The 25247-nt window shown below is 64.5% G+C and carries 29 protein-coding genes and 1 riboswitch; of the genes, 20 read left to right on the forward strand and 9 right to left on the reverse strand.

From position 1 onward, the window contains the following. The first annotated feature begins 51 nt into the window (after positions 1-51). From FXB41_RS00070 to FXB41_RS00100, 7 genes are all read left to right on the forward strand, one after another. The gene (locus tag FXB41_RS00070) at positions 52-1710 is read left to right on the forward strand and encodes a bifunctional metallophosphatase/5'-nucleotidase (protein WP_219678552.1); all 1659 of its coding nucleotides are present in this window, start codon (positions 52-54) and stop codon (positions 1708-1710) included. A 133-nt stretch (positions 1711-1843) separates the two neighbouring features. Further along, positions 1844-2773, forward strand: a complete 930-nt coding sequence (locus tag FXB41_RS00075) for a histone deacetylase family protein (RefSeq protein WP_219678554.1) — start codon at positions 1844-1846, stop codon at positions 2771-2773. A gap of 73 nt (positions 2774-2846) precedes the next feature. After that, on the forward strand, positions 2847-3098 hold the full coding sequence (locus FXB41_RS00080) for an exodeoxyribonuclease VII small subunit (protein ID WP_007594646.1): 252 nt from the start codon (positions 2847-2849) through the stop codon (positions 3096-3098). Positions 3099-3697: 599 nt separating this feature from the next. Beyond that, positions 3698-5626 carry a 1-deoxy-D-xylulose-5-phosphate synthase gene (dxs, locus tag FXB41_RS00085; protein ID WP_007594649.1) on the forward strand — a complete coding sequence of 643 codons (1929 nt, stop codon included), beginning with the start codon at positions 3698-3700 and terminating at the stop codon, positions 5624-5626. A gap of 33 nt (positions 5627-5659) precedes the next feature. Further along, complete coding sequence (locus FXB41_RS00090; RefSeq protein WP_219678555.1) at positions 5660-6214, forward strand: nucleoside 2-deoxyribosyltransferase; 555 nt, start codon at positions 5660-5662, stop codon at positions 6212-6214. 26 nt (positions 6215-6240) lie between these two features. Next, positions 6241-6975 carry a TlyA family RNA methyltransferase gene (locus FXB41_RS00095; protein ID WP_219678557.1) on the forward strand — a complete coding sequence of 245 codons (735 nt, stop codon included), beginning with the start codon at positions 6241-6243 and terminating at the stop codon, positions 6973-6975. Beyond that, positions 6968-8215 (forward strand): class I SAM-dependent RNA methyltransferase, encoded by a 1248-nt coding sequence (locus tag FXB41_RS00100; RefSeq protein ID WP_219678559.1) that lies wholly within the window; start codon positions 6968-6970, stop codon positions 8213-8215. Before FXB41_RS00095 ends, FXB41_RS00100 begins: the two co-directional genes overlap by 8 nt. Here the strand turns inward: FXB41_RS00100 and FXB41_RS00105 are convergent, their stop codons facing one another. After that, positions 8216-8818: a hypothetical protein gene (locus tag FXB41_RS00105; protein WP_219678561.1), complete on the reverse strand. Its 603-nt coding sequence runs from the start codon at positions 8816-8818 to the stop codon at positions 8216-8218. A 168-nt stretch (positions 8819-8986) separates the two neighbouring features. Here FXB41_RS00105 and FXB41_RS00110 point away from each other — a divergent pair, with 168 nt between their 5' ends. Then, a complete protein-coding gene (locus FXB41_RS00110; RefSeq protein ID WP_219678564.1) occupies positions 8987-10045 on the forward strand; it encodes a class I SAM-dependent methyltransferase in 1059 nt (352 codons plus the stop codon). Between the two features lie 37 nt (positions 10046-10082). Then, positions 10083-10256 carry a hypothetical protein gene (locus FXB41_RS00115; protein WP_219678566.1) on the forward strand — a complete coding sequence of 58 codons (174 nt, stop codon included), beginning with the start codon at positions 10083-10085 and terminating at the stop codon, positions 10254-10256. Between the two features lie 4 nt (positions 10257-10260). On the opposite strand, the gene FXB41_RS00120 is transcribed toward FXB41_RS00115, so the two are convergent. Together FXB41_RS00120 and FXB41_RS00125 are read right to left on the reverse strand one after the other, a co-directional pair. After that, positions 10261-10893, reverse strand: coding sequence for a hypothetical protein (locus FXB41_RS00120; protein WP_219678568.1), 633 nt, complete (start codon positions 10891-10893; stop codon positions 10261-10263). Between the two features lie 175 nt (positions 10894-11068). Next, a complete protein-coding gene (locus tag FXB41_RS00125; RefSeq protein WP_219678570.1) occupies positions 11069-11938 on the reverse strand; it encodes a DUF1194 domain-containing protein in 870 nt (289 codons plus the stop codon). A 286-nt stretch (positions 11939-12224) separates the two neighbouring features. Continuing rightward, positions 12225-12302: riboswitch (Fluoride riboswitch) on the forward strand. Positions 12303-12427: 125 nt separating this feature from the next. Between FXB41_RS00125 and FXB41_RS00130 the strand changes: the two genes are divergently transcribed. From FXB41_RS00130 to FXB41_RS00165, 8 genes are all read left to right on the forward strand, one after another. Beyond that, entirely contained in the window at positions 12428-13639 is a 1212-nt protein-coding gene (locus FXB41_RS00130; RefSeq protein ID WP_219678572.1) for an MFS transporter, read from the forward strand. A gap of 16 nt (positions 13640-13655) precedes the next feature. Beyond that, positions 13656-14045 carry a fluoride efflux transporter CrcB gene (gene crcB / locus FXB41_RS00135; RefSeq protein ID WP_376707473.1) on the forward strand — a complete coding sequence of 130 codons (390 nt, stop codon included), beginning with the start codon at positions 13656-13658 and terminating at the stop codon, positions 14043-14045. Between the two features lie 6 nt (positions 14046-14051). After that, positions 14052-14480 (forward strand): fluoride efflux transporter CrcB, encoded by a 429-nt coding sequence (gene crcB / locus FXB41_RS00140; protein WP_219678574.1) that lies wholly within the window; start codon positions 14052-14054, stop codon positions 14478-14480. Between the two features lie 2 nt (positions 14481-14482). Beyond that, the gene (locus FXB41_RS00145) at positions 14483-14824 is read left to right on the forward strand and encodes a DUF190 domain-containing protein (RefSeq protein ID WP_007594670.1); all 342 of its coding nucleotides are present in this window, start codon (positions 14483-14485) and stop codon (positions 14822-14824) included. A gap of 43 nt (positions 14825-14867) precedes the next feature. After that, positions 14868-15173 carry an ATP-dependent Clp protease adapter ClpS gene (gene clpS / locus FXB41_RS00150; RefSeq protein ID WP_007594672.1) on the forward strand — a complete coding sequence of 102 codons (306 nt, stop codon included), beginning with the start codon at positions 14868-14870 and terminating at the stop codon, positions 15171-15173. A 179-nt stretch (positions 15174-15352) separates the two neighbouring features. After that, positions 15353-15547, forward strand: a complete 195-nt coding sequence (locus FXB41_RS00155) for a hypothetical protein (RefSeq protein WP_219678576.1) — start codon at positions 15353-15355, stop codon at positions 15545-15547. Between the two features lie 188 nt (positions 15548-15735). Further along, positions 15736-15987 (forward strand): hypothetical protein, encoded by a 252-nt coding sequence (locus FXB41_RS00160; protein ID WP_219678579.1) that lies wholly within the window; start codon positions 15736-15738, stop codon positions 15985-15987. Between the two features lie 62 nt (positions 15988-16049). After that, positions 16050-17219 carry a sensor histidine kinase gene (locus tag FXB41_RS00165; RefSeq protein ID WP_219678581.1) on the forward strand — a complete coding sequence of 390 codons (1170 nt, stop codon included), beginning with the start codon at positions 16050-16052 and terminating at the stop codon, positions 17217-17219. A 44-nt stretch (positions 17220-17263) separates the two neighbouring features. Here FXB41_RS00165 and FXB41_RS00170 read toward each other — a convergent pair whose 3' ends face one another. From FXB41_RS00170 to fabI, 4 genes are all read right to left on the reverse strand, one after another. Then, on the reverse strand, positions 17264-18454 hold the full coding sequence (locus tag FXB41_RS00170; protein ID WP_219678582.1) for an adenylate/guanylate cyclase domain-containing protein: 1191 nt from the start codon (positions 18452-18454) through the stop codon (positions 17264-17266). Positions 18455-18534: 80 nt separating this feature from the next. After that, positions 18535-19623, reverse strand: a complete 1089-nt coding sequence (aroC, locus tag FXB41_RS00175) for a chorismate synthase (protein WP_219678584.1) — start codon at positions 19621-19623, stop codon at positions 18535-18537. An 88-nt stretch (positions 19624-19711) separates the two neighbouring features. Next, positions 19712-20311 (reverse strand): histidine phosphatase family protein, encoded by a 600-nt coding sequence (locus FXB41_RS00180; RefSeq protein ID WP_219678586.1) that lies wholly within the window; start codon positions 20309-20311, stop codon positions 19712-19714. Positions 20312-20325: 14 nt separating this feature from the next. Further along, positions 20326-21141 (reverse strand): enoyl-ACP reductase FabI, encoded by an 816-nt coding sequence (fabI, locus tag FXB41_RS00185; RefSeq protein ID WP_007594677.1) that lies wholly within the window; start codon positions 21139-21141, stop codon positions 20326-20328. Between the two features lie 173 nt (positions 21142-21314). Here fabI and FXB41_RS00190 point away from each other — a divergent pair, with 173 nt between their 5' ends. Both FXB41_RS00190 and FXB41_RS00195 read left to right on the forward strand, forming a co-directional pair. Further along, positions 21315-21803 carry a sigma-70 family RNA polymerase sigma factor gene (locus tag FXB41_RS00190; protein ID WP_007594679.1) on the forward strand — a complete coding sequence of 163 codons (489 nt, stop codon included), beginning with the start codon at positions 21315-21317 and terminating at the stop codon, positions 21801-21803. Between the two features lie 106 nt (positions 21804-21909). Beyond that, positions 21910-22680: an anti-sigma factor family protein gene (locus tag FXB41_RS00195; RefSeq protein ID WP_007594681.1), complete on the forward strand. Its 771-nt coding sequence runs from the start codon at positions 21910-21912 to the stop codon at positions 22678-22680. Between the two features lie 329 nt (positions 22681-23009). Here FXB41_RS00195 and FXB41_RS00200 read toward each other — a convergent pair whose 3' ends face one another. Next, on the reverse strand, positions 23010-23972 hold the full coding sequence (locus tag FXB41_RS00200; RefSeq protein WP_219678588.1) for a DnaJ C-terminal domain-containing protein: 963 nt from the start codon (positions 23970-23972) through the stop codon (positions 23010-23012). Between the two features lie 110 nt (positions 23973-24082). After that, positions 24083-24490: an RT0821/Lpp0805 family surface protein gene (locus FXB41_RS00205; protein WP_007594695.1), complete on the reverse strand. Its 408-nt coding sequence runs from the start codon at positions 24488-24490 to the stop codon at positions 24083-24085. 113 nt (positions 24491-24603) lie between these two features. Here FXB41_RS00205 and pdxH point away from each other — a divergent pair, with 113 nt between their 5' ends. After that, positions 24604-25245 (forward strand): pyridoxamine 5'-phosphate oxidase, encoded by a 642-nt coding sequence (gene pdxH / locus FXB41_RS00210; protein ID WP_007594697.1) that lies wholly within the window; start codon positions 24604-24606, stop codon positions 25243-25245. The last annotated feature ends 2 nt before the right edge of the window (positions 25246-25247 follow it).

Below are 25247 nucleotides of genomic sequence, written 5' to 3' on the forward strand. Positions count from 1 at the left end.
GACGGCGAGAACTTTCGTGAAATCTTCGTGCGGACCGACTAGTCTGGTTTCATGCAACATGTTCTCCGCCTGACCGTCTTCGCGCTCGCGCTCGCCGCCCTGCCCGCGTCCGCCCAAACCGCCGCACCCGTCGAGCTGCGCATCCTCGCGATCAACGATTTCCACGGCAATCTGCGCCCACCGCCGGGCGGCATCCGGATCAGTGATCCCGAGGACAAGTCCAGGAAGGTGATGGTGGCGGCCGGCGGTGCCGAATACATGGCGACGCTGGTGAAGCAGCTGCGCGAGGGACACAAGAACACGATCTTCGTCGCCGCCGGCGACCTGATCGGCGCAAGCCCGTTCCTGTCGGCGATGTTCCACGACGAGCCTTCGATCGAGTCGCTCTCGATGATGGGGCTCGCGATCACCTCGGTCGGCAATCACGAATTCGACGAGGGCAAGACCGAGCTGTTGCGGATGCAGAACGGGGGCTGTCATCCCGTCGACGGCTGCCAGGGGCCGCACCCCTTCACGGGCGCCAAATTCCGCTATCTCGCGGCGTCCACCATCGAGACGGCGACGGGCAAGAGCGTGCTGCCGCCTTACGAGATCAGGGAGTTCGAAGGCATCCCCATAGCCTTCATCGGGCTGACCTTGAAGGACACCGCGGGCATCGTCTCGCCATCGGGCATCACGGGTCTTGAATTCCGCGACGAAGCCGAGACGGTGAACGCGCTGGTGCCGCAGCTGAAGGCGCGTGGGGTCGAGGCGATCGTGGTGCTGATCCACCAGGGCGGCGAGCCGGCTGGCGACTACAACGAATGCCCTGCCATCACGGGGCCGATCGTCGACATCGTGAAAAAATTCGAGCGCGCCGTCGACGTCGTCGTCAGCGGCCACACCCATCGTGCTTATGTCTGCGATATTGACGGGCGGCTCGTCACCAGCGGCGACAAATACGGTACGCTGGTCACCGCGATCGACCTCAAGCTCGATCCGGTAACCCGCGACGTCGTCAGCGCCCGGGCCGAGAACGTCCTCGTCGCCAACGCCTCGCTGCCCAGGGATCCCGAGCAGACCGCACTGATCGACGCCTACGACAGGCTTTCGGCGCCGATCGCCAATCGCCCGGCTGGATCGGTGACGCAGGCGCTGTCACGCGTGCCGAACGACGCCGGCGAAAGCCCGCTCGGCGACGTCATTGCGGACGCGCAGCTCGCCGCGACCAGGGACGCCAAGGACGGCAGCGCCGTCATCGCGCTCACCAATCCCGGCGGTATCCGCACCGACATCGTCCCGAAGGAGAACGGCGCGATCACCTTCGGCGACGTTTTCGCCAGCCAGCCGTTCCGCAACCGGCTCGTCACCATGACGCTCACGGGCAGCCAGCTCAAGGACATGCTGGAGCAGCAATGGCTCGATCCGAAGCGGCCGCGGATTCTCCAGGTCTCGAACGGGTTCAGTTACGCCTGGGATGCGGCGAAGCCATTCGGCGAGCGCGTGATCAACGAGAAGATGACGCTCAATGGCAGGCTGATCGAAGCCGGAAGCGGCTACCGCGTCACCCTCAACGATTACCTCGCAGTTGGCGGCGACGGCTTTACGGTCGCCAAACAAGGCACGGGGCCGCAATATGGCGGCTACGACGCCGACGCGCTGTTCGCGTTCTTCAGGGCGCACGGACCGATCGGGCCGCTGCCGCTGAGCCGCATCCTGCGCGTGAATTGATCCGGATCAAACGGGCCGGTTCGGGACACCCTTTGCCATTCCCGGGGGAACGCATAGATTGGGTTTTGCATTTGCGTTTTGGCGCCGGATGCGCCAAGCGACGTCGAGAGCCCGCATCCCATGAGGCCGACTGATGAGTACGCTTCTCCTCTCCCACAAGGCCTGCCTCGACCACGTCACGCCGCCGGGACACCCTGAAAGGCCGGACCGCCTGCGCGCGGTGGAGGAGGCGCTGTCGCATGAGCGCTTCCAGTTCCTGGTGCGCGACCAGGCGCCGGAGGGCGATCTCGATCTCGTCACGCTCTGCCACAACGAGCACTACGTCACGGAGCTGCGCCACATCGCGCCGACCAGCGGACAGGTCTATATCGATGGCGACACCTCGATGTCGCCGGGCACGTGGGAAGCGGTGATGCGCGGCGTTGGTGGCGCGGTCGCGGCGACCGAAGCGGTGATGGCGGGCGAGCATCGCAACGCATTCGTCGCGGTGCGCCCGCCCGGCCACCACGCCGAGATCGGCAAGCCGATGGGTTTCTGCTTCTTCGACAACGTCGCCATCGCCGCGCGCCACGCGCAGCGCAAATACGGCATCAAGCGCGCGGCCATCGTCGATTTCGACGTGCATCACGGCAACGGCACGCAGGATATCTTCTGGTCGGACCCGACCGTGATGTACTGCTCGACGCACCAGATGCCGCTGTTTCCGGGCACCGGTGCCAAGAGCGAGCGCGGCGACCATGACACCATCGTCAACGCGCCGCTCGCCTCCGAGGACGGCGGGCCGGAATTCCGCATCGCGTTCGAAAGTTTGATCCTGCCGCAGCTCGAAAAATTCAGCCCGGAGCTGCTCGTCATCTCTGCCGGCTTCGACGCGCATTATCGCGATCCGCTGGCGTCGCTGAATTTGCGCGCGGAGGATTATGCCTGGGTGACGCGCAAGCTGATGGACCTCGCCGACAAGACCGCCGGGGGGCGCGTTGTTTCTGTGCTCGAGGGCGGCTACGACCTGCAAGGACTGAAAGAATCTGTTACGGCGCATGTCGGCGCCCTGATGGGTGCCTGACACACCCGCCACATTGCGCCCGCAAAACTTTGCTTTCTCCGACATGAAGCGAATCGGGCAATCGGAAACTTATATGGCCGAAAATACCCAAATCGACATCTCCAGGCTGACCTTCGAACGCGCCATTGAAGAGCTCGAAACCATCGTGAAGCGGCTCGAGGACGGCAAGGTGCCGCTCGAGGAATCCGTGACGATCTACGAGCGCGGCGAGGCCCTGAAGCGCCGCTGCGAGGAGTTGCTGCGCCAGGCCGAGGCGCGCGTCGACAAGATCACCACCGATGCCAGCGGCCAGGCCACCGGCACCGCGCCGCTCGACGTCCAGTAAGGGCCGCCTTCAAAGCCGCCTATCTCACGCAGCGGGCACCGGCAATTTTTCATGATCGCACGCCGCCGTCGGCGTTGCTGCTGCTGCTTGATTCAAGGGAACCGGCACTCTGGAGATCACGGAACCTCCCGCAGAGGGCCCCTCGCCCTCCCAAATCCGTCTAAAAATAGCTTCCGCACGCGAAAAACCTTGCCGAGGAACCGGGCAAGCTTGGAACCCTTCCGCTGGCGCTGGGATTAACCACTCTGGCCCGGGGGTTGCAGGTGCATGCCCGTAATCGGCCCAGCGGGTTGGCTTTGGCCCAAGCTTTGGTGTAAAGCTGCGCGGAGTGTGGCTTTTTGTAAGCCTTGCGTAGGCACTGATTACCGACGACAAGCGCTTCAAACTGCTGATGAATTGGCTGGGATGGACGAAGCCGATCTAAGTGACAGGGATCACAGAGACTGAACCGGAGAGCACTTAAGCTCACCTAAGCTTGAAGACGGGGCTTTGCCCCATGCAGGTGGCTCCGACGGTTTAAGGACTCGCGCTGCGCCGATATTGAGCAAACCCATCGCGCACCGGAACAATCTTCCGGCGCTGACAAATTGGAAATCGCCGTGAACGCATATAGTAAAACGCCGCTTCTCGACACCATCCGGACGCCGGACGACCTGCGCAAGCTCAAGGTCGAGCAGGTTCGCCAGGTCGCCGACGAGCTGCGTCAGGAGACCATCGATGCCGTCTCGGTGACCGGCGGTCACTTCGGCGCAGGCCTCGGCGTGGTCGAGCTCACCACTGCGATTCATTACGTCTTCGACACCCCGCGCGACCGTCTGATCTGGGACGTCGGCCACCAGGCCTATCCGCACAAGATCCTCACCGGCCGGCGCGATCGCATCCGTACCCTGCGCACCGGCGGCGGCCTGTCCGGCTTCACCAAGCGCAGCGAGAGCGATTACGATCCGTTCGGCGCCGCGCATTCCTCGACCTCGATCTCCGCCGGCCTCGGCATGGCCGTCGCGCGCGACCTCTCCGGTGGCAAGAACAACGTTATCGCCGTCATCGGTGACGGCGCGATGTCGGCGGGCATGGCCTACGAGGCCATGAACAATGCGGGGGCGATGAACTCGCGCCTGATCGTCATCCTCAACGACAACGACATGTCGATCGCACCGCCGGTCGGCGCGATGAGCGCCTATCTGTCGCGGCTCTACTCCGGCAAGACCTATCGCACGCTGCGCGATGTGGCCAAGCAGATCAACCAGCGCCTGCCCAAGATCCTCGCCAACCGCGCCAATCGCGTCGAGGAATATTCCCGCGGCTTCATGATGGACGGCGGCACGCTGTTCGAGGAGCTCGGCTTCTATTACGTCGGCCCGATCGACGGCCACAACCTCGACCATCTCCTGCCCGTGCTCAAGAACGTGCGCGACATGGAGACCGGCCCGATCCTGCTCCACGTCGTGACGCAGAAGGGCAAGGGCTACGGCCCGGCGGAAGCCTCCGCCGACAAGTACCACGCAGTGGTCAAGTTCGACGTCGCGACCGGCACCCAGGCCAAGTCCAAGCCGAACGCGCCGGCCTATCAGAACGTGTTCGGCCAGAGCCTCGTCAAGGAAGCGGAGAAGGACGACAAGATCGTCGCCATCACCGCGGCGATGCCCTCCGGCACCGGCGTCGACATCTTCAACAAAGCGTTCCCGGACCGCACGTTCGACGTCGGCATTGCCGAGCAACACGCGGTGACGTTCGCCGCCGGTCTCGCCACCGAAGGCTACAAGCCGTTCTGCGCGATCTACTCGACCTTCCTGCAGCGTGGCTACGACCAGATCGTGCATGACGTCGCGATCCAGAGCCTGCCCGTGCGCTTCGCCATCGACCGCGCCGGCCTCGTCGGCGCCGACGGCGCCACCCATGCCGGCTCGTTCGACAACGCCTATCTCGGCTGTCTGCCGAACATGGTGATCATGGCGGCGGCCGACGAAGCCGAGCTGGTGCACATGGTCGCAACCCAGGTCGCGATCAACGATCGTCCGAGTTCCCTGCGCTATCCGCGCGGCGAAGGCCGCGGCATCGAGATGCCCGAAATCGGCGTTCCGCTCGAGATCGGCAAGGGCCGCATCGTCCGCGAGGGCAGCAAGATCGCCCTGCTCTCCTTCGGCACGCGCCTTGCCGAATGCGAGAAGGCCGCCGACGAGCTCGCGGCCCACGGCCTTTCGACCACGATCGCGGATGCGCGCTTCATGAAGCCGCTGGACACCGAGCTGGTGCTCAAGCTCGCGCGCGACCACGAGATCCTGATCACGATCGAGGAAGGCTCGGTCGGCGGTTTCGGCTCGCATGTCGCGCAATACCTGACCGACCAGGGCGCGCTCGACAGCGGCCTGGTGCGGTTCCGCACCATGGTGCTGCCCGACGTGTTCCAGGACCACGACACCCCGGCGGCGATGTACGGTCGTGCCGGTCTCGACGCCAAGGGCATCGTCGCCAAGGTATTCGAGGCGCTCGGCAAGGACGTCAAGGCCGAGACGGTCAAGCTCGCCTAACAGCGAGCTTCGACCTTCCGCGAAGCAGCTCTGATGAAAATCTATCTGGCAGGCCCCGACGTGTTCCTGCCAGATGCGGTCGAGATCGGCCGGCAGAAGGTTGCGATCTGTGCCACGCACGGCCTCACCGGCCTCTATCCCCTCGACAACGACATCGACCTCGCCGCTCCCGACGCCTCGCGGCAGATCTTTTGCGGCAACGAGGCGATGATGGACGCGGCCGATGCGATCATCGCCAACCTCACGCCGTTCCGCGGCGCAGGCGCCGATCCCGGCACCGTCTACGAGCTCGGCTACATGGCCGGCCGCCGCAAGATTTGCCTCGCCTATTCCAACGACGGCGCCGCCTATGCCGACCGCCTCAGTCGCTTCATGGACGTGACGTCCGAGGACGGGCGGCTGATCGATGCGCAGGGGCTGACGGTCGAGGATTTCGGCCTCGTCGACAATCTCATGATGATCCACGCGCTGGAGCTGCATGGCTGCCCGCTGGTGACGCCGGCGCAAATGCCGATCGACGTCTGGCACGATCTTGCCGCGTTCGAGGCTTGCGTCCGGATGGCGGCCGCGCGATTGATCGCTACATAAGCGCCTCTGGCGTCTTCGGAGAGATGATGTCCCCTGCCCGCAAGCGCGCGGATGTTCTGCTGGTCGAGCGCGGCCTGTTCGAGAGCCGGGCGCGGGCGCGCGCGGCGATCGAGGCCGGGCTCGTCACGGCCGACGACAAGCGGGTGGCAAAACCGTCGGAGACCATCGCCGAGGACGCCGTGATCCAGGCCGAGCCCGCGCACCCCTACGTCTCCCGCGGCGGCGTCAAGCTCGCCGGCGCGCTGGAGCGCTATCCGATCGAGATCGAGGACCATGTCTGCCTCGACGTCGGCGCGTCCACCGGCGGATTTACCGAGGTGCTGCTGGCGAATGGCGCGAGTCTCGTTTTTGCCGTCGATGTCGGCACCAGCCAGTTGCATCCCTCGCTGCGCGGTCACTCCAGGATCGTGTCGATGGAAGAGACCGACATCCGCGCCTATGACGGCAAGCGTTTGCCGGCGCGGCCCGATGTCGTCGTGATCGACGTCAGCTTCATCTCGCTCAAGACGGTGCTGCCCGTGGCGCTGTCGCTGGCGGCCGCGCCGATGAGCCTGCTGGCACTGATCAAGCCGCAATTCGAGGCGGACCGGAAGCACAACAAGAAGGGCATCGTCCGCGACGCCGCCGTGCACCGCGAGATCTGCGACGACATCGCCGCCTTTGCGGCCTCGCTCGGCTGCACCGATATCGAGGTGTTCCCGTCGGCGATCACCGGCGGCGACGGCAACATCGAATTCTTCCTGGGCGCGCGCCGTGGTTGAGCGCGTGAGGATCGATCACGTCGGCCATCGCGGCGACGGCGTCTCGCTCGACGCTGGTGATGCCGTCTATGTGCCCTACACGCTCGGCGGCGAGACCGTCGAGGTCGATCGTGTCGTCGGCAACCATCCTGATCGCCGCAAGCTGCTGGCGGTGGATGTCGCCAGCCCCGAGCGCGTCGCGCCGTTCTGTCCGCATTTCGGCGTCTGTGGCGGCTGCGCGATCCAGCACTGGGCGACTGAACCGTATCACGCCTGGAAGCGCGGCATCGTGGTCGAGACCCTGGCCCAGGCCGGCATCGACTGCGAGGTGGCGCCGCTGGTCGATGCCCACGGTGCGGGACGCAGGCGCATGACGCTGCACGGCCGGTTCGGCACCCATGACATCCTCAAGGTCGGCTTCTCGGCTGCGAGCTCGCACGATGTCATCCCGATCGATCGCTGCCCGATCCTCGATCCCGGGCTCGAGGGCGCGCTCGATGCCGGTTGGGCGCTCGCCGAACTGCTGACGTCCAAAATGCTGGTGACGAAGCCGCTGGACATCCAGGTGACCGCGACCGCCAACGGTCTCGACGTGGACGTGCGCGGCTCCGGCCCGCTGCCAACGCCGCTCGTGACGGCGCTGTCGCGCGTCGCCGAGCAGCATCGCCTGGCACGGCTGACACGGCACGGCGAACTGGTGCTGCAACGCCTGCCACCGACCCTGCAGATGGGCCGCGCCGAGGTGACGCTGCCGCCGGGCTCGTTCCTGCAGGCCACCGCCGCCGGCGAAGAGACGCTTGCGTCGCTGGTCGCGGAGCGCGTCGGCAAGGCCAAGAACGTTCTCGATCTCTTCTGCGGCGTCGGGCCGTTTGCGTTGCGGCTCGCCGAGAAGACCCGCATCAGCGCCCATGACAACGACGTCGGCGCCATTGCAGCGCTCGAAAAAGCAGCACGCACGCCGGGCCTCAAGCCGATCAAGGCCGAGCCGCGCGACCTGTTCCGCCGTCCCCTGGTGGCGCCGGAGCTGCGCGATTTTGACGCTGTCGTGTTCGACCCGCCGCGCCAGGGCGCACAGGCGCAGGCCTTGAAGCTCGCCGCGAGCAAGGTGCCGGTGGTGGTCGCGGTCTCCTGCAATGTGGCGACCTTTGCTCGCGATGCGCGGCTGCTGATCGATGGCGGCTACAAGATTGACGTAGTCGTGCCGGTGGATCAGTTCCGCCACACGCCGCATGTCGAGCTCGTTGCGAAGTTCACGCGCTAGTTAGCGCCGAAGGCCACTCAACGCCGGCGACTCGCCGGGCAGCATGTTCGATCTGAGATCGCTATCCATACGGCCGGAGTCCTGCTGGGTGAACCCGGCGCCGAACGACAGGCTGAGGTTGGAGGTCGGCTTGAATTCGACACCCGCGAACGCGCCATAGCCGGGTGCGCCGCCGGAGGTGAGCGGCGCAAGCGAGCTGCCGATGCCGTTGCCGTATTTCAGGGTGTCGAAACCGGCAAAGAACGTGACGGGCATGCCGCCCGCGGTCTTGGTGTTGTAGCCGAATTGCGTGCTGTCGTAGGAGAGCGCGCTGAAATTGCCGCTCAGTCCGGCCGGGCTGAGGCCGCTCCAATTGAGATTGCCATGCTGGCTGCCGACAAAGAAGCCGTTCGCAAAATTGCTGCGGCCGCTTGCGTCGGCGCCATTGAAGCTCGGGAAATTGCCGTAGCTGTCGGCGCTCTGGCCGGCAACGCCGCCGAAGCCGAAAGGTCCGCCGGGGATCCAATATTGCAGGGGTGCGCCTTGCGCATGAGCCGGCGCTTCGCCGAGGCAGAGCAGGGCAAGAAAAACCGCGAGACCGCAAGAGCGTGTAAGCCTGGACATCCAAATAACCGTCGAAAAGCTTGCGAATTATACCCACCAGACAGCATGAATGCCAGCATAGCGACACCAGTCTTCCCTTGAGTTCCGGGATCACGTTTTCCTGCCAGTTTGAACTTCCCGCATGCCGGATTGACCCACCTAAGGGGGCGCGTCAGCACGGAGGCTGTCATGGAGGTCAATTCCGACAGGTTGAATGCCTTTATGGGCAAGATGGTCACCGAATTCGGGGCAGCGATGAATGCGTCGCTGGTCCTGCTCGGGGACAAGCTCGGTCTCTACCGTACCCTTGCCGCCAAGGGACCGATGAACTCGTCCGAGCTCGCAAGCGCCACCGGGACGGCGGAGCGCTACGTCCGCGAATGGCTCGCGAGCCAGGCGGCATCCGGCTACATCGAATACGATTCCGCTTCGGCAAAATTCTCGATGCTGCCGGAGCAGGCGATGGCGCTTGCCGATGAGGACAGTCCGGTGTTCCTCGGCGCGTTCGGCAATGTCATTGCCTCGGCGTTTCTCGACGAGCCGAAGGTCTCGGACGCGTTCAAATCCGGCAAGGGCGTCGGTTGGAACCGGCGCAGCGAGTGCCTGTTTTGCGGCACCGCACGCTTCTTCCGGACCGGGTACATGCATCATCTGGTGCAGGAATGGCTGCCCGCGCTCCACGGCGTCGTGGACAAGCTCAAGCGCGGCGCCAAGGTCGCCGATGTCGGCTGCGGGCACGGCGTCTCGACACGGCTGATGGCGGAAGCCTTCCCGAACTCCCGCTTCTACGGCTTCGACTATCACGAGGGTTCGATCGAGGCCGCGCGAAAGGCGGCCACCGAAGCCAGATTGGGCGACCGGGTCAGCTTCGCTGTTCATTCCGCCAAGACCTATCCGGCCGAGGGCTATGATCTCGTCTGCTTCTTCGATTGCCTGCATGACATGGGCGATCCCGTCGGCGCCATCGGCCACGTGCGCGAGACCATGGCAAAGGACGGCACCTGCATGCTGGTCGAGCCGTTCGCAGGCGACCGCCTCGAGGACAATCTCAACCCGGTCGGGCGGGTCTATTATGCGGCGTCGACCATGATCTGCACGCCGGCCTCGCTCGACCAGGAGGTGGGCCTCGCACTGGGCGCGCAAGCCGGCGAGGCAAGGCTGCGCAAGGTCGCGCGAGAGGGCGGACTGACGCGCTTCCGCCGCGCAGCTGAAACGCCCTTCAATCTGATTCTGGAGGCGCGGATCTGATCTTCCCCATTCCGGCGCGTGGCTGCGGTATTTGGCCATGCCGATGCTGCAGCCACGCCTGGCGCCGACATCCTTGCCTCGCTCGCGCGGCAACGTAAGCTGGCCGCCGCAAATGATCGGTAATGGCGCTTTGGCGCCCGCGTGCGACGTCTTGCGTCAGATCGACCGGCAATTGAAGGCGCTGACGCGGTCCAGCGAGCAGCAGCCGTGATCGGCTATGCCGTCCTGTCCACCGAGGACGATGTGTCCGCCGGCGGATATTTCGTCACGGGCACCATGAATGACTTGTTGCCGACCTGGTAGATGATCTTGCCGTTCTGCCCGTCGTCGGTCGCAATCTGCGCCTGCCCGAACATGATGACGTTCTTGTAGACGGTGCCGGTGCCCTGACGGGTGACGCCGTCGGTGGTGACGCTGACCTGCGCTTCGTTGCCGTTGACGCCGAGCACCCTGAAGCTCGCGCTCTTGCCATTGTCACTTGAATAGCCACCCCAGCTTCCCATCAGACGGCTGTCCGAGGCCGGCGGCGCCTGCTTGTCCAGCGTCGCGGTCTGCTTGCCAGCGCCCGCGGAGGATAACAGCACCAAACTCTTGCCGTCCTTGGTGCCGACCGTGATGTTACCGAAGGTGAGAAGCGAACCGGCGACCTCGCCAAAGCCGCGCTCGGTGTGCCCGTTATGGGTGTACTCGACCTGCGCCCGGGCACCGCGGATGTTCACGACCTTGAAGCCGACGGGCTGGTTGTTGCCCGCCCAATTGCCCTTCCAGTCACCGAGCAGGGCGCTCTGGTGATACACCCGCTCGTTGGCGGGCGAAATCTGGCTGGTGCTCGATGAGACGATGGCCATTGGATTGCTCGGCGGATTTGTCTGACAGGCCCGCTTGGTTCGCGCCCCGACAGGAACGTCAGAACAGTATCCGGAAACAATTGGAAGCAGCCGATTAGGGCCACGCAACAGTTAACGCATGGTTAAAATTCCATCGCGGGCAAATAGGGCAAAAGGTCTCGTCCGGGGGCCGCGCTCAGCGACCCCAGCGGTCTGACCAGATCTTCTCGCCGATCATGCAGTTCACACGCGGCTCCCTGTCCTTCTCCGCAACGCGCATCACCGGGCGCTCCGGCATACGGCCTGCAACCTCCATCAAGAGCTTGGTGCGGATGGCTTCCTTGAACTTCTCGCGATCCTTGATCGTGATGACAAAGGAACCGGGGCCGCCGATGACACAATCTTCATAGTAGAAGTCGAGATTGTCGATATCCATGGTCGAATAGGACGGCTCCTTGACCATGATCGGGAGGCCGTTGATCACGATGCCCTTCTCGATCGCCGCGTCGCGCGCAATCGTGACCGGAGTGCCATTGTTGTTGGGACCGTCGCCGGAAATATCGATCACACGGCGCAAGCCTCGATTGGGATCCTCGTCGAACAGCGGCATCGCGAAACTAATCGCGCCGGAGATCGAGGTGCGCGAGGCGCGCCGGATCGGCGTCTTCAGGATTTCGGCGGCGACGGCATCGGCGGTCTCCGGTCCGTCGATCAGGCGCCAGGGGATGATGATCTTCTGGTCGGTCGAGGCGGCCCACTCGAAATAGGTCACCGCGATCCGGCCGTTCGGGCCCAGCTTCAGCGCCTGCAGGAATTCCTTCGACTGGATCGCCTGCGCATAGCCTTCACGCTGGATTGCGAGCTCGTCCATGTCCATGGAGTAGGAGACGTCGACAGCGAGGATCAGCTCGACATCGACCGTCTGCGCGTCCCTGTCGGCTGCTTGCCGCTGCGGCTGAATTTTAGGCGACTCAAATTTGGGTCCTGGTGCCGCGATGCCCGCGACGTCCCCTCCGGCGAACATGCCGGTCACCAGCACAGCCCCGATCGAGAACAGCAAGCGCATCGCAGCCTCCCGTCGTATGACGCGATGGTGACATGCAATCGCCTTGCCGCAAAGTCCGAAGATCGCTCGCGCTTCACATTCCAGTTAGGGATTTGCGCGTTAGGACTTGCGGGTCGGGGATTGCGAAGCATTACGCAAAGCTGCCGCCATGTTGCCGCGCTCGCGCCGCTGACTGCGCGATCGCTGGCACGGGTATGCCGTCATGCGCCATGCGCCCCGGACGAACGGGCCACTGGACAGAGCACCCTCGCCCATTTGTCCGGCGCCATTTCCATGCTAGGCTGGCGACACAGATGGGGATGGAGTCCCCCGACAACCGCCCGGCGGCCTGTGACCGTAATGGGCTGATGACTCCTGCTTGAGGAGGGGCAATTTCTAAGCCTTTGCCTTCGGCGGGAGCATGGACAAACCCGCCGCTGGCGGGTTTTTTGTTGCCTGGATGCGAAGGCCAAGGAGAGGTCAAGCAGAGGCCGAGGAGAAGTCCTGGACGTGACGACGACAACACCGAATGCTGCACTTGCGGGGCTGCCCAGGGGAATCTGGGTGCTCGGTTTCGTCTCGATGCTGATGGACGTCTCTTCCGAGATGATCCACGCGCTGTTGCCGGTCTATCTCGTCACCGTGCTCGGCGCCTCCACGCTCACCGTCGGCTTCATCGAGGGCATTGCCGAGGCGACCGCCTCGATCACGAAGATCTTCTCCGGCGCGTTGTCCGACTGGCTAGGCCGGCGCAAATTGCTCGCCGCGCTGGGCTACGGACTCGCCGCGCTGACAAAACCGCTATTCCCGCTTGCCCCCAGCGTCGGATGGCTGGTTGCCGCGCGCTTCATCGACCGCGTCGGCAAGGGCATTCGCGGCGCGCCGCGCGATGCGCTGATCGCCGATATCGCACCCATCGGCCTGCGTGGCGCGAGCTTCGGCCTGCGGCAGTCGCTCGACACTATCGGTGCCTTCGTCGGGCCGCTCATGGCGATCGGCCTGATGTGGTGGACGGCGGACAATTTTACGATGGTGTTCTGGGTGGCCGTGCTGCCGGGCTTCCTGTCGTTCGGACTGATCGCGTTCGCGGTGAGTGAGCCGGAGCCGGACCCTGGCCGGGAGCCGTCAAGGAATCCACTGAACACCGCCGCGATGCGCCAACTCGGGTCCGTATACTGGCGCGTGGTCGCGGTCGGCGTCGTGTTCACGCTGGCGCGCTTCAGCGAGGCCTTCCTGATCCTGCGCGCGCAGAACATCGGCCTCAATGCGATGTGGGTGCCGGCCGTGCTGGTGCTGATGAACATCGTCTATGCGTTGTCGGCCTATCCGGCCGGCGTGCTCTCGGACCGGATCAACCGCACCGGCCTGCTCGCGCTCGGCCTCGTCTTCCTCGCGGGCGCCGATCTCGCGCTCGCACTGCTGCCAAACCTTGGCGGCCTCGCCCTGGGCGTCGTGCTGTGGGGACTGCATATGGGATTGACGCAAGGCCTGCTCTCGGCCCTCGTCGCCGACGCGGCGCCACCGAGCCTGCGCGGCACCGCGTTCGGCTATTTCAACCTGTTCACCGGCCTTGCCTTGCTGGCCGCAAGCGTGATCGCCGGCGCCTTGTGGGATGCCTATGGTCCGGCCGGCACGTTCCTGGCGGGGCTCGGCTTCGCGCTGGTCGCGCTCGTGGGACTATTCGCCGTCGGCGGCGGGCTGGCAACGGAGGAGAAACGATGACGGGGGGCTGTTCGCCGTGCTGAGCGGAGTGCTTGCGATCATGATCGGCAGCATGCTCGGCGGCTGCGCGCGCTATTTCATCTCCGGCGCGATCGCCCGGCGGCTGGGCGAGACGTTTCCGTGGGGCACCGTGACCATCAATGTCACCGGCGCCTTTCTGATCGGCATTTTTGGCGCATTGGCGACCCATCCCGGCTCGGTCTTCGCCGCGCCCGATCCATGGCTGTTCGCGGTCACCGGTTTTCTTGGCTGCTACACCACGGTGTCCTCGTTCAGTCTGCAAACGCTGACGCTGGCGCGCAACGGCGAGGCGATGCACGCGCTCGGGAATGTCGCGGTCTCGGTCGTGCTCTGCCTCGCGGCCGTCAGTTGCGGCTTCCTCCTCGCGGACACTCTGGCAGGCTAGAGGCAGATGAAGTCCCCCTCCTTTGCCGATCGCTGGCGCACCGCGACGCTCTATGCCTGGATTGCCGCCGGCAGCATGGTCGGCGGGCTGGCGCGCTATCTGGTCGGGCTTGCGCTCGACACCGGCCCCGGCTTCCCGGTCGCGACGCTGTTCATCAACGCCACGGGCTCACTGATCATCGGCTTCTACGCGACCCTGACCGGGCCCGACGGCCGCCTGCTGGCCCGGCCCGAGCACCGGCAGTTCGTCATGACCGGGTTCTGCGGCGGCTACACGACCTTTTCGACCTTCAGCCTGGAGACTTTCCGCCTGCTCCACGGCGGCATGAAATATACGGCGCTCGCCTATATCGCGGCATCCGTCATTTGCTGGCTGGTGTCGGTATGGGCAGGCCATATGATAGCCAGCGGCACCAACCGCTTGCGAAGGAGCTAATCATGCAAATCCCCAATCAGGCAGTTTCGCTCCGGATCTTCATTGGCGAGAACGACCATTTCGACGGCAAGCCGCTCTATGAAGCGATCGTGATGACGGCGCGCGAGCGGCATCTGGCCGGCGCCACCGTGCTGCGCGGCCCGATGGGCTTCGGCAAGTCGAGCCGGCTGCACACTTCGAAGATTCTGCGGCTCTCGGAAGACCTGCCGCTGCTGATCGAGATCGTCGACAGCGAGGACAACATCAATGCATTCCTGCCCATCCTGGATGGCATGATGTCGAGCGGCCTGATCACCTTGGAGAAGGTGCAGGTCCTGCAATATGGTGAGAAGGCCGCGCGCTGAGCGCGCCGGCAGGAACCCGAGCCCGCCATATCCGGGAGGCGGAATGAACGATACCGTTGCCAAACCGAAAACCAGGACGAAGACCAAGGTCGAGCGGCCGAAGCTTCATAAGGTCATCCTGATCAACGACGACTTCACGCCGCGCGAATTCGTCACGATGATCCTCAAGGCCGAGTTCCGGATGACCGAGGATCAGGCCTACAAGGTGATGATCACCGCCCACAAGCTCGGCGCCTGCGTGGTCGCGGTTTTCACCAAGGACGTCGCCGAGACCAAGGCTACCCGCGCAACGGATGCCGGCCGCACCAAGGGCTATCCGCTGCTGTTCACCACGGAGCCGGAGGAATAGTGGCTCCGGCCCGGCTTTGGTGCTTTGGCGCCCTGTTGCGATTTCAGCGCCGAATCGGCTCTGCCGAATAATGTATCTATTGGCCGTCAACAGGCGCATGGTGAGCCATCACCGGCCCGTCACGGCATCTATCGGTGACTGAGAGAGTCTTTGCGCTCCCGCCCAATGCGGAGCGTCCCATGCAAGACACCACCAAGAGAACCATCCCGCTGAGCAATCGCCTTGCCCAATTGGCAGCCGAGGCTCGCCGTCGCGCAGAGATTGCCCCGCCCGGCGTTCAGCGGGAATCGCTTCTCAAGGCGGCGCGCTTGAGCGAAACAGCCTCGCACATTCATGATTGGCTAAGTTCGCCGGGCCTGAAGGCGCCGCGCTAGTCGCGAATGCATCAGCCTGCCGATGGAGCGAAGCCCAAGGCAGCAGTGCCAGTTTGAGCGCCGGCGCAGCATTCCCGGAAACCAGAACTCAAATATAAGTTGCACGTGGTGAACGATATCTTGTTTTGATTGTTGAGATAGCGTTCCCCGAACGCAGCGGGAGCAGGCAACAGCAAAGCAGCCCCCCGATGATGAAATCTCTTATCGCGTTCGCGATGTTCGCGCTCCTCGGAGTGTCGGTAATGGTGTTGCCCGGCTTCGCTCCGCAAGTGAAAGCGCGCGAAACCGTTGCTTTGGCGAAGGCGGACCGGCTGGCGAGCCATCCGGTGGCCAGGAATTGCCTGGGCCAGGTCTGGCCGGACTTCGAAGCGTCGTGTCTGCGCCGAGGTGAATCCGATGTCAGGGTTCATGAAGCTCGTTTGGTGACGGCGCGCCGCTAGATCCAACAGTCGCAAAGCGCCGGCCGAGCTTGTCGGATGATCCAGGAAAGTGTCGTGCACAGATGTCAACACCTCCAACCTCCTTGCCGAAAGTTCTCGTCGTCGAAGACGAGATGATCCTGCGCATGCGCGCGGTCGATATCGTGGAGGATGCAGGCTTCTGCCCTGTGGAGGCCGTCAACGCCGACGAAGCAATCTCGATCCTCGAGTCGCGGTCGGACATCTCGCTTCTGTTCAGCGACATCCAGATGCCGGGAACCATGGACGGCTTGAAGCTGGCCCACGCGGTGCACGATCGCTGGCCTGCCATCAAAATCGTGCTGGTTTCCGGTCAGGTAAAGCCGTCTGAAACCGAAACGCCTGCGGACAGCCGCTTCTTTCGCAAGCCGCTCGCCGTCGACGAAATGATCTCGCAGTTGCAGACAATGATCGGAGCGGGCGCGCTAAAAATCCTTCCGACCACAACGACAGATCCCGGGGAAAACCTTGAGGTTACTCGATCGCCACAGGAATCGGTTCTGGTAGCGGAGAACGACAATCTGCGCCTGTTGCTGGAACAGGCCGACACCGACGCCAAGGTCCTGCTCGCTCAAGCCGGCATCGAAGCCCACGAACGCGAGGCCGCCGACAAGTTGCAAAAGCTCATCCTCGGAGAGCTGCATCATCGCATCAAGAATACGCTTGCGACGGTGAGCGCAATCGCAGCCCAGAGCTTCCGGGCCGCAATCAATCTCGAGCAAGGCCAAAAAGCCATGGATGGCCGCTTGCTGGCGTTGGGGCGTGCCCACGACCTGTTGATACAGGTCAGCTGGTCAAATGCGAGCCTCACTCACACCCTGAGCGGCGCCACCGATCCTTTTGACAGTCAGGGGGGCCGACGATTCCATTTCAATGGGCCGGACCTCCGGATCACGTCCGGTGCCGTGATAGCGCTGGCGATGACATTCAACGAGCTCTGCACCAACACAACGAAATTCGGCGCGCTGTCCAGTTCCTCCGGCCATGTCGAGATCGCATGGACGGTGGACGAGATCGAGCAAAGGCTGCGCCTGAAGTGGAGCGAAAGCGGCGGCCCCGTGGTGGCGCCGCCGACGCGGCGAAGCTACGGCACCCGGATGATCGAGTCGCTCGGCCAGCAACTGAACGGGCAGGTGCGGCTGGCCTACGAACCGTCCGGATTTGTCTATCAGCTGGATGTACCGCTGAAGTCCGTGATGGCGTCGAACGCCTGAATTCTGCTCACCGGCTTGGCGGCGGCGGACATCCGAGGACGACCTCAGGCCATCAGCACCGGCGTCTCCTCCGTCAGCCCGTACACGCGCTGCGCCTTTGAAAAGCCCGCGATCGGGAATTCGCCGAGTTCGTGCCAGTCGTGGCGGCAGACATTGGCGAACATTTCCGAGGCCACGACGGTCCGCCCCAGGCGACCGGTGATCTTCTCGAGCCTGGCGGCAAGGTTCACGGCGGGACCGATGCAGGTGAAGTCGAGGCGATTGCCGCCACCGATATTGCCGTAGAGGATGTTGCCGACGTGGAGCGCAACGCCGAAGCGGAAGCGCTCGACGACGTCGCCGACAGGGTACGCGAGCGCCTCGACGCTGGCGCGGGATTCGCGCGCCGCCTCCAGCACCCGCGTGCAGACATGCGCGGCATCGCCGACATATTCGTCGATCGGGAATACCGCGAGCAGGCCGTCGCCCATGAATTTCAGCACCTCGCCGCCATGGCCGCGGATCGCGGCGACCTGGCAGTCGAAATAATGGTTGAGGATCTCGACCACGGTCTCGGCCGGCAGCCGGTCCGACAGTGCGGTGAAGCCGCGCAGATCGGAGAGCCAGATCGCAGCCTGCATGGTGTCGTTGTGGCCGCGGCGGATCTGACCGCCAAGGATGCGCGCGCCGGCACGATTGCCGACATAGGTGTCGAGCAGCATCTCGGCGGTGCGGCGCAGGCTGATGATCTCGGTGATGCGCGCGAGCGGTTTGATGATGGCGTGAATCGCCGCGATGTGTTCATCGGTGAATCCGCCTGGATGGCGCGTGGTCCAGCTCGTCGCGTGGACCGAGCCGTCGAGAAACTGCATTGGCATCGCGACGTAGTCGGTTACGCCTTCGGCACGCATATCGTCGAAAAAAGGGAAATGCTTGCTGCCGGGATCGTCCATGCGTCCGCGCACCTCAAGTCCCTGCTCGAACACGACCCGCAGCGGACTTCTGGCGAATTCCGGCGTCTCCAGGATCTCGAAATCGACCGTGCCGATCTCGACCTCCTCGCCCTCCCGCCAGATGAAGTTGCGACCGAAAATTTCGGGATGCAGCGTGCGGATGAAGATGCCGAACCGCCATAGCGGCAGACCGGCTGCGACCATCCGTTCGCAGGCTTCCGCCGTCATCTCGGCCGGGGTCTTCGACGACCAGGCGCCGTCGATCAGCCAGCTGGTGATGCGTTGGAGCTCGGAACTTTCCATGCGCGCATTTGCGGACGAAGTTGTGGGATCGTCAAGCTGCGCGGTGGGCCAGTGGCGCGATACAAGCGCCTCGCAGAACGCTAGCGCCCGACCTGGCCGCGGTCGCGCAGGAAATGATCCGCCAAAACACAGGCCATCATGGCTTCGCCGACGGGTACGGCGCGGATGCCGACGCAGGGATCGTGGCGGCCCTTGGTCATGATCTCGGTGTCGGCGCCGTTGCGATCGACGGTGAGACGCGGCTGCAGGATCGACGAGGTCGGTTTGACCGCGAAACGCACCACCACCGGCTGCCCTGTGGAGATGCCGCCCAGCACGCCGCCGGCGTGGTTGGAGAGAAAACGCGTGCCGTCATTGCCCGTGCGCATCTCGTCGGCGTTCTCTTCGCCGGTCAATTCCGCCGCGCCAAAGCCGGCGCCGATCTCGACGCCCTTCACCGCGTTGATGGTCATCATCGCGCCCGCCAGATCGGAATCGAGCTTGGCGTAGATCGGCGCGCCAAGGCCAGCCGGCACACCTTCGGCGACGACCTCGATCACCGCGCCGATCGAGGAGCCGCTCTTGCGGATGCCGTCGAGATAGGTCTCGAAGAATGCGGCCTTGTCCTTGTCCGGACAGAAGAACGGATTCTTCGCGATCTCGTCCCAGTCCCACTTCGCGCGGTCGATCTTGTGCGGCCCCATCTGCACCAACGCGCCGCGCACCTTCACATCGGGCAACACCTTTCGCGCGATCGCGCCGGCGGCAACGCGCGTCGCCGTCTCGCGCGCCGAGGAGCGGCCGCCGCCGCGATAATCGCGCAGGCCGTACTTTGCTTCATAGGTGAAGTCGGCATGACCGGGGCGAAACTTGTCTTTGATCTCGGAATAGTCCTTGGAGCGCTGGTCGGTGTTCTCGATCAGGAGCCCGATCGGCGTGCCCGTCGTCACCTGCACGCCGGTCTCCGGATGCGCCATCACGCCGGAGAGGATCTTGACCTGATCCGGCTCCTGGCGCTGGGTCGTGAAGCGCGACTGGCCTGGCCGCCGCCGGTCGAGATCGCCCTGGATATCGGCCTCGACGAGCGGGATCATGGGCGGGCAGCCGTCGACCACGCAGCCGATCGCCACCCCATGGCTCTCGCCGAAGGTCGTGACGCGGAACATGTGGCCGAAGGTGTTGAAGGACATCGCTGCTCGCTGGCTCGGTTCCCGCGTGTGGTAACGCGCGGGGCGCCGGTGGTCAAACCCGCAGCCCCCACGGAGACGGCGAACCGGCTTAACTAAACTTCTCCAGCCGCCCGTCCCGGAACACGTAGACGGCGCCCTGCTCGATGTAGAGTTCGGCGGCTCTCGCCGGCGTCTCCAGGCCGAGTGAAACCATCAGGGCCCGGCAGGTCCCACCATGGGCGACCGCGACGGTGTCGGTCCGGAGCTGCTCGTACCAGGCGCGCACGCGGACCTGCACATCGGCGTAGGTCTCCCCGCCCGCGGGGCCCACCGTCCATTTGTCGGCGAGGCGCCGGGCATATATTTCGGGATCGGAGGCCTCGCTCTCGGCCAGCGTCAGTCCCTCCCAGGTGCCGTAGCCGATCTCGCGCAAGCGATCGTCGAGCGTATAGTCCGCAATCGGCAGTTCGAGCTTGCTCCGCGCCAGTTCCATGGTCTGTCGCGCGCGGCCAAGCGGACTCGACACGTAGGGTAATGCAGCCTTGTCGCGGCCCTCGCGCCTGAACAGGTCGGCGAGAATGCCGCCGGCCTGCACGGCCTGACCGCGACCGCGCGTGTTCAGCGGAATGTCCTTGATACCCTGAAGCCTCCCGAGGGCATTCCACTCGGTCTCGCCGTGGCGAAGGTAATAGATCGTGGGCACGGGCATTGCTGGGTAAAAAGTTAGTCCTTCCCGCCGAACGAAATGTCCGGCGCGTCCGGGCGCTTCATGCCGAGCACGTGATAGCCGGAATCGACGTGGTGCACCTCCCCGGTGACGCCGCGCGAGAGGTCCGAGAGGAAATACAGCGCGCTGCCGCCGACGTCTTCCGTGGAGACGTTGCGCCGCAGCGGCGCGTTGGCCTCGTTCCACTTCAGGATATAGCGGAAATCGCCGATGCCGGACGCCGCGAGCGTCTTGATCGGCCCCGCGGAGATCGCGTTGACGCGGATGTTCTTCTCGCCGAGATCGGCGGCGAGATAACGCACGCTTGCTTCGAGCGCCGCTTTCGCGACGCCCATGACGTTGTAATGCGGCATCCACTTCTCGGCGCCGTAATAGCTGAGCGTGATCAGCGAGCCGCCGTCGGTCATCAGCTTCTCGGCGCGCTGCGCCACGGCTGTGAACGAGTAGCAGGAGATCAGCATGGACTTCGAAAAATTCTCCTGCGTGGTGTCGACGTAGCGGCCGTCGAGCTGCTCGCCATAGGCGATCGCATGCACCAGGAAGTCGATCTTGCCCCACTTCTCCTTCAGCACCGCGAACGCCGCATCGATGGTCGCGGCATCGGTGACGTCGCAATGGCCGAGTACGAGCCCGCCGATCTCGGCGGCAAGCGGCTCGACGCGCTTCTTCAGCGCATCGCCCTGATAGGTGAAGGCGAGCTCGGCGCCGGCCGCGTGACATGCCTTGGCAATGCCCCAGGCGATCGAGCGGTTGTTGGCAACGCCGAGGACCACGCCCCGCTTGCCCTGCATCAGACCTGAATTCTGCGCCATTTTGCTAACGTCCCGTCGAGCTCCCGGTAAGGTTTGGAGGTACACCAGCCCTCCGTGGCGGTACAGTCCTAATACGCGGCGTTAACGCTGTTTCACGCGCCGGAATAGCCGTTCCGCTCGGGTGTTATGATCGTTGTGGCGCTCGCGCCGGACATCAGGACGTCAAGATCGCAATGAGTGCGTTTCGCCAGAGCGTTGAAGCCATGATCCCGGCGTTGCGCCGCTACGCCCGCGCGCTCACGCGCGAGGCGGATGCGGCCGACGATCTGGTGCAGGATACGCTGGTGCGGGCGCTGCGTTCGGAGCGCCTGTTCCTCGGGGGCGACGTCAGGAGCTGGCTCTATACGATCCTGACCAACCTCAACAAGAACCGGCGGCGCTCGCTGGCACGGCGCCCGCAATTCATGCAGCTGACGGAGAACAACCCGGACGCCAGCGGGACCGAAGCCGAAGGGCGCGATATCGAGAGGGCGCTGGCGACGCTCGTCGAGGAGCAACGCTCGGTGCTGCTCCTGGTGATGCTGGAGGGCATGAGCTACCGCGAGGTCGCCGACATCCAGGGCGTGCCGATCGGCACCGTGATGTCGCGCCTGGCACGTGCCCGCGCCCACGTTAAAGCCTCGCTGGAGGGTGAGCGCCCGGCGCTCAGGCGGGTGAAATGATGGCAGGATTGATGCATCGCGCCGGTCGTTTCTCCTGCATGGCATGGGAAGCGGCGCAGTTGAACCACGAAGAACATTTTGGGCCGCAGAGCCAGAGACGATCGATATGAACGACCGCAAGATCCCAGTGACCGAGGACGAACTGCACGCCTATGTCGACGGCGAGTTGCCGGCCGAGCGCCGCGCCGACGTCGAAGCCTGGCTTGCCGCGCAGCCTGAGGATGGCGAGCGCGTGCAGTCCTGGCGCGCCATGGCCGAGATGCTGCACGCCCGCTACGATTCCGTCGCCCAGGAGCCGGTGCCGGCGCGGCTGGAGCTCGAACGGCTGGAGCGCCGCCCGCGGCACTGGCTCTATGGCGCCGCCGCGGCCGTGCTGGTGGCCTTCGTCGCCGGCGGCACCGCCGGCTGGCTGGCGCATGGCGCCGCCAACGCGCCCTCGACCTTCCAGAGTTTTACGACTGACGCACTCGACGCCCACCGCCTCTATGTCGTCGAGGTTCGCCATCCCGTCGAGGTCGGCGGCAACGAGCGCGACCACCTCCAGGCCTGGCTGACCCGGCGCTGCGGCTGGACCGTGTTTGCACCGAACCTGGAGGCGAGTGGACTAAAGCTCGTCGGTGGCCGGCTTTTGCCGGGGCCGAACGGGCCGGCGTCGTTCCTGATGTATGAGGGTGCCTCGGGCGAGCGGTACACGATTTACACCGCCAAGACCGAGAATGGTGCAACGCAGATGCGCTACGCCCGAACGGACAAGGACGGGGCGCTGTTCTGGTCGGAGCGCGGCGTCGGCTACGTCGTCAGCGGTGGCGGCGACCGGGATCGGCTGACCAAAGTGGCGCAGGCAGTCTACGACCAAGCAGAGAAAAGCGGCACCTAGACAACCACGCAAGCGCGGTGCCTCGATTCCGACATTGAAAATTTGGAATGAAGACATCGGCGCGTCTCATTATCGCACCGGATGATCACGCGAAAATGAGCAGCGTTCGATCCGCCGATCGACGCGGGCGGCCTCGATTGGGGTTTTTGGTACCGCGCTGGTCCCCCTCTCGAGGCCGCACCTTTTTATCGGCTGCCCCGCCGGACAGCCGACACGTCGAGCACGTGAGCCAAGAAGGGCTAACACGCCTCGGGCATATGATGAGCATCATCTCGACGGACGACGCTCTCAGTCTTTAGGAGAACCCCTTCACACTTTCTGGATCACGCTTAGCCAAGCCCGCTACGTGGATTGTAGGGGCGTTGGTCCCGCCACTTCTCCATCAATGCTTCAAGCTCGGCGTCGTTCCCGTCCGGTAGCATAATCCTGACAGTAACGAAGAGATCCCCGGTTCCGCCAGCTTTTGGCAATCCTTTGCCCTTCAGGCGGAAGGTCCGGCCGCTGGAGGTGTTTTGCGGGACCGAAAGCTCCACGGCATTGCCGAGGGTGGGCACGCGGACCTTGCCGCCAAGCACCGCCTCATAAAGCGTGACCGGCAGGTCGATCCGGAGATCGGCGCCCTCGATCTTGAAGAACGGATGCGGCGCGATGCCGATCGTGATCAGGAGATCACCCGGCGGATGGCCCTGGGCGCTCTCGCCCTGTCCCCGCAACCGGATCTGCTGGCCCTCGGTCACGCCGGCCGGAACCTTGACGTTGAGTTCCTTGCCGTTCGGCAGCCGGACGCGCTTCTCGCCACCCTTCACCGCCTCCTCCAGCGAGACGGTCATAGCGACATTGACGTCGAGATCGAGCCCGATCCCGCCGGTGTCGAATTCGAACTGGGCACCGCCGCCGGCCCCGGGGCGCGGACGCGGCCCACCGCCGAACATGCTGTTGAGGATGTCCTCGAACGCGCCGCCGCCCGGACCAGGGCCCGCGCCGCCACCGCGGAACGTATAGCTCTCGAACCCGCCGGGACCCGCGCGACCGCGCGGCCCGCCGCCGCCGGGAAAGCCCTGGAAGCGCGGCTTGCCGTCGGCGTCGATCTCGCCGCGGTCGAATTGCTTGCGCTTGTCCTCGTCGCCGAGGATCTCGTTGGCCGAATTGAGCTCAGCGAAGCGCTCGGCCGCCTTCGGGTCGTTCTTGTTGCTGTCAGGATGGTGCTTCTTAGCAAGCTTGCGATAGGCGCTCTTGATCGCGGCAGCGTTGGCGCTCCGCGGCACCCCCAAGACCTCATAGGGGTCGCGCATCCGTCACGTCTCCTTCAAGAAATCGAATTGTTCAAAGGGCTCCCCGCCCCCAACTGAGCCTCATGTGGGGGGCGAGTGGTATTTTTGCAACTAGCCTGGTGAAGCGATTCCTAGCTCCGCCACGGCTTTAGCGTATGAATCTCCCAACTGCCACGGCTGCTTTGGCAGCCCGCGCCCTGGAGCCAGCTTTCGGTGCTGCCGTTGACGTAGCTCGCCAGGAAGTCGCGGCACTTGCGGCCGTCCTCGGCGGCATAGGATTGCGCGATCGGCGTGACCGAACCGCGCGCTCCGGTTTCCGGATTCTCCCAATGCTGGCTGGAATCCTTGTCGTTCTTGCTGAGGACGTCGGAGGCGGCGTTGCGGGCGAAGGCGAGATCGGTCTCGGTCGGTGCCGCCGCCCTGGCCGGCATTGCGATCGAGCCGGTGAGGTCGCTGTCCTCGGCCTTGGCGTAGGCGCTCTTGTCGTTGCGGGAGAAGCTGCAACCGCCGGTGCCGAGCCCGATCAGAATGATCGTCATGACGAAGCCGGACGGCCGGATCGCCGATAGGCCAACGCGTCCCCATACCCTATATAGGGCGGTAGCAGACAACAGCGCGTTTTGGACCGCAGGACGCAACTCGGACCCCAGACATGACCGACACGACCTCGATGAAACACCAGACACCCTTAACATCCGGTGATTTCACCGCCGCCGACGAGCCGTTTGCGCTGTTCGAGGCCTGGATGAACGAAGCCATCAAGAGCGAGCCGAACGATCCGAACGCCATGGCGCTCGCAACCGTCGATCCCGATGGCCTGCCGGATGTGCGCATGGTGCTGATGAAGGGCTTCGATACCGATGGTTTCGTCTTCTACAGCCACATCGCCAGCCAGAAGGGCCGCGAACTCGCCGCAAATCCTAAGGCGGCGTTACTTTTTCACTGGAAGTCGCTGCGCCGGCAGGTCCGCATCCGCGGCAACGTGACGCCGGTGACCGAGGCCGAAGCCGACGCCTATTTCGCCACCCGCCCGAAACAGGCGCAGATCGGTGCCTGGGCGAGCAAGCAGTCGCAGGAGCTGGAGAGCCGCTTCGCCTTCGAGCAGGCGATCGCCAAGGTCGCCGCCAAGCACATGATCGGCGAGGTGCCGCGGCCGCCGGGCTGGAGCGGCTGGCGCATCACGCCGTCGCGTATCGAATTCTGGCACGACCGCCCATTCCGCCTGCACGACCGCATCGAATTTCGCCGTGACGCGGCCGGCCAGAAATGGTCCAAGACGCGGATGTATCCTTAGTA

Source organism: Bradyrhizobium canariense, from assembly GCF_019402665.1.
GTDB lineage: Bacteria > Pseudomonadota > Alphaproteobacteria > Rhizobiales > Xanthobacteraceae > Bradyrhizobium > Bradyrhizobium canariense.

Coding starts and splice junctions, on each gene's coding strand:
- fabI (WP_007594677.1), bottom strand. CDS start 21,141: ATGGCGCAGAATTCAGGTCTGATGCAGGGCAAGCGGGGCGTGGTCCTC.
- FXB41_RS00155 (WP_219678576.1), top strand. CDS start 15,353: ATGCAAGACACCACCAAGAGAACCATCCCGCTGAGCAATCGCCTTGCC.
- FXB41_RS00165 (WP_219678581.1), top strand. CDS start 16,050: ATGTCAACACCTCCAACCTCCTTGCCGAAAGTTCTCGTCGTCGAAGAC.
- FXB41_RS00180 (WP_219678586.1), bottom strand. CDS start 20,311: ATGCCCGTGCCCACGATCTATTACCTTCGCCACGGCGAGACCGAGTGG.
- FXB41_RS00080 (WP_007594646.1), top strand. CDS start 2,847: ATGGCCGAAAATACCCAAATCGACATCTCCAGGCTGACCTTCGAACGC.
- FXB41_RS00170 (WP_219678582.1), bottom strand. CDS start 18,454: ATGGAAAGTTCCGAGCTCCAACGCATCACCAGCTGGCTGATCGACGGC.
- FXB41_RS00145 (WP_007594670.1), top strand. CDS start 14,483: ATGCAAATCCCCAATCAGGCAGTTTCGCTCCGGATCTTCATTGGCGAG.
- FXB41_RS00195 (WP_007594681.1), top strand. CDS start 21,910: ATGAACGACCGCAAGATCCCAGTGACCGAGGACGAACTGCACGCCTAT.
- FXB41_RS00105 (WP_219678561.1), bottom strand. CDS start 8,818: ATGTCCAGGCTTACACGCTCTTGCGGTCTCGCGGTTTTTCTTGCCCTG.
- FXB41_RS00115 (WP_219678566.1), top strand. CDS start 10,083: ATGCCGATGCTGCAGCCACGCCTGGCGCCGACATCCTTGCCTCGCTCG.
- FXB41_RS00075 (WP_219678554.1), top strand. CDS start 1,844: ATGAGTACGCTTCTCCTCTCCCACAAGGCCTGCCTCGACCACGTCACG.
- FXB41_RS00120 (WP_219678568.1), bottom strand. CDS start 10,893: ATGGCCATCGTCTCATCGAGCACCAGCCAGATTTCGCCCGCCAACGAG.
- FXB41_RS00110 (WP_219678564.1), top strand. CDS start 8,987: ATGGAGGTCAATTCCGACAGGTTGAATGCCTTTATGGGCAAGATGGTC.
- FXB41_RS00070 (WP_219678552.1), top strand. CDS start 52: ATGCAACATGTTCTCCGCCTGACCGTCTTCGCGCTCGCGCTCGCCGCC.
- FXB41_RS00205 (WP_007594695.1), bottom strand. CDS start 24,490: ATGACGATCATTCTGATCGGGCTCGGCACCGGCGGTTGCAGCTTCTCC.
- FXB41_RS00095 (WP_219678557.1), top strand. CDS start 6,241: ATGTCCCCTGCCCGCAAGCGCGCGGATGTTCTGCTGGTCGAGCGCGGC.
- FXB41_RS00160 (WP_219678579.1), top strand. CDS start 15,736: ATGATGAAATCTCTTATCGCGTTCGCGATGTTCGCGCTCCTCGGAGTG.
- crcB (WP_219678574.1), top strand. CDS start 14,052: ATGAAGTCCCCCTCCTTTGCCGATCGCTGGCGCACCGCGACGCTCTAT.
- FXB41_RS00190 (WP_007594679.1), top strand. CDS start 21,315: ATGAGTGCGTTTCGCCAGAGCGTTGAAGCCATGATCCCGGCGTTGCGC.
- clpS (WP_007594672.1), top strand. CDS start 14,868: ATGAACGATACCGTTGCCAAACCGAAAACCAGGACGAAGACCAAGGTC.
- aroC (WP_219678584.1), bottom strand. CDS start 19,623: ATGTCCTTCAACACCTTCGGCCACATGTTCCGCGTCACGACCTTCGGC.
- FXB41_RS00200 (WP_219678588.1), bottom strand. CDS start 23,972: ATGCGCGACCCCTATGAGGTCTTGGGGGTGCCGCGGAGCGCCAACGCT.
- FXB41_RS00125 (WP_219678570.1), bottom strand. CDS start 11,938: ATGCGCTTGCTGTTCTCGATCGGGGCTGTGCTGGTGACCGGCATGTTC.
- pdxH (WP_007594697.1), top strand. CDS start 24,604: ATGACCGACACGACCTCGATGAAACACCAGACACCCTTAACATCCGGT.
- FXB41_RS00090 (WP_219678555.1), top strand. CDS start 5,660: ATGAAAATCTATCTGGCAGGCCCCGACGTGTTCCTGCCAGATGCGGTC.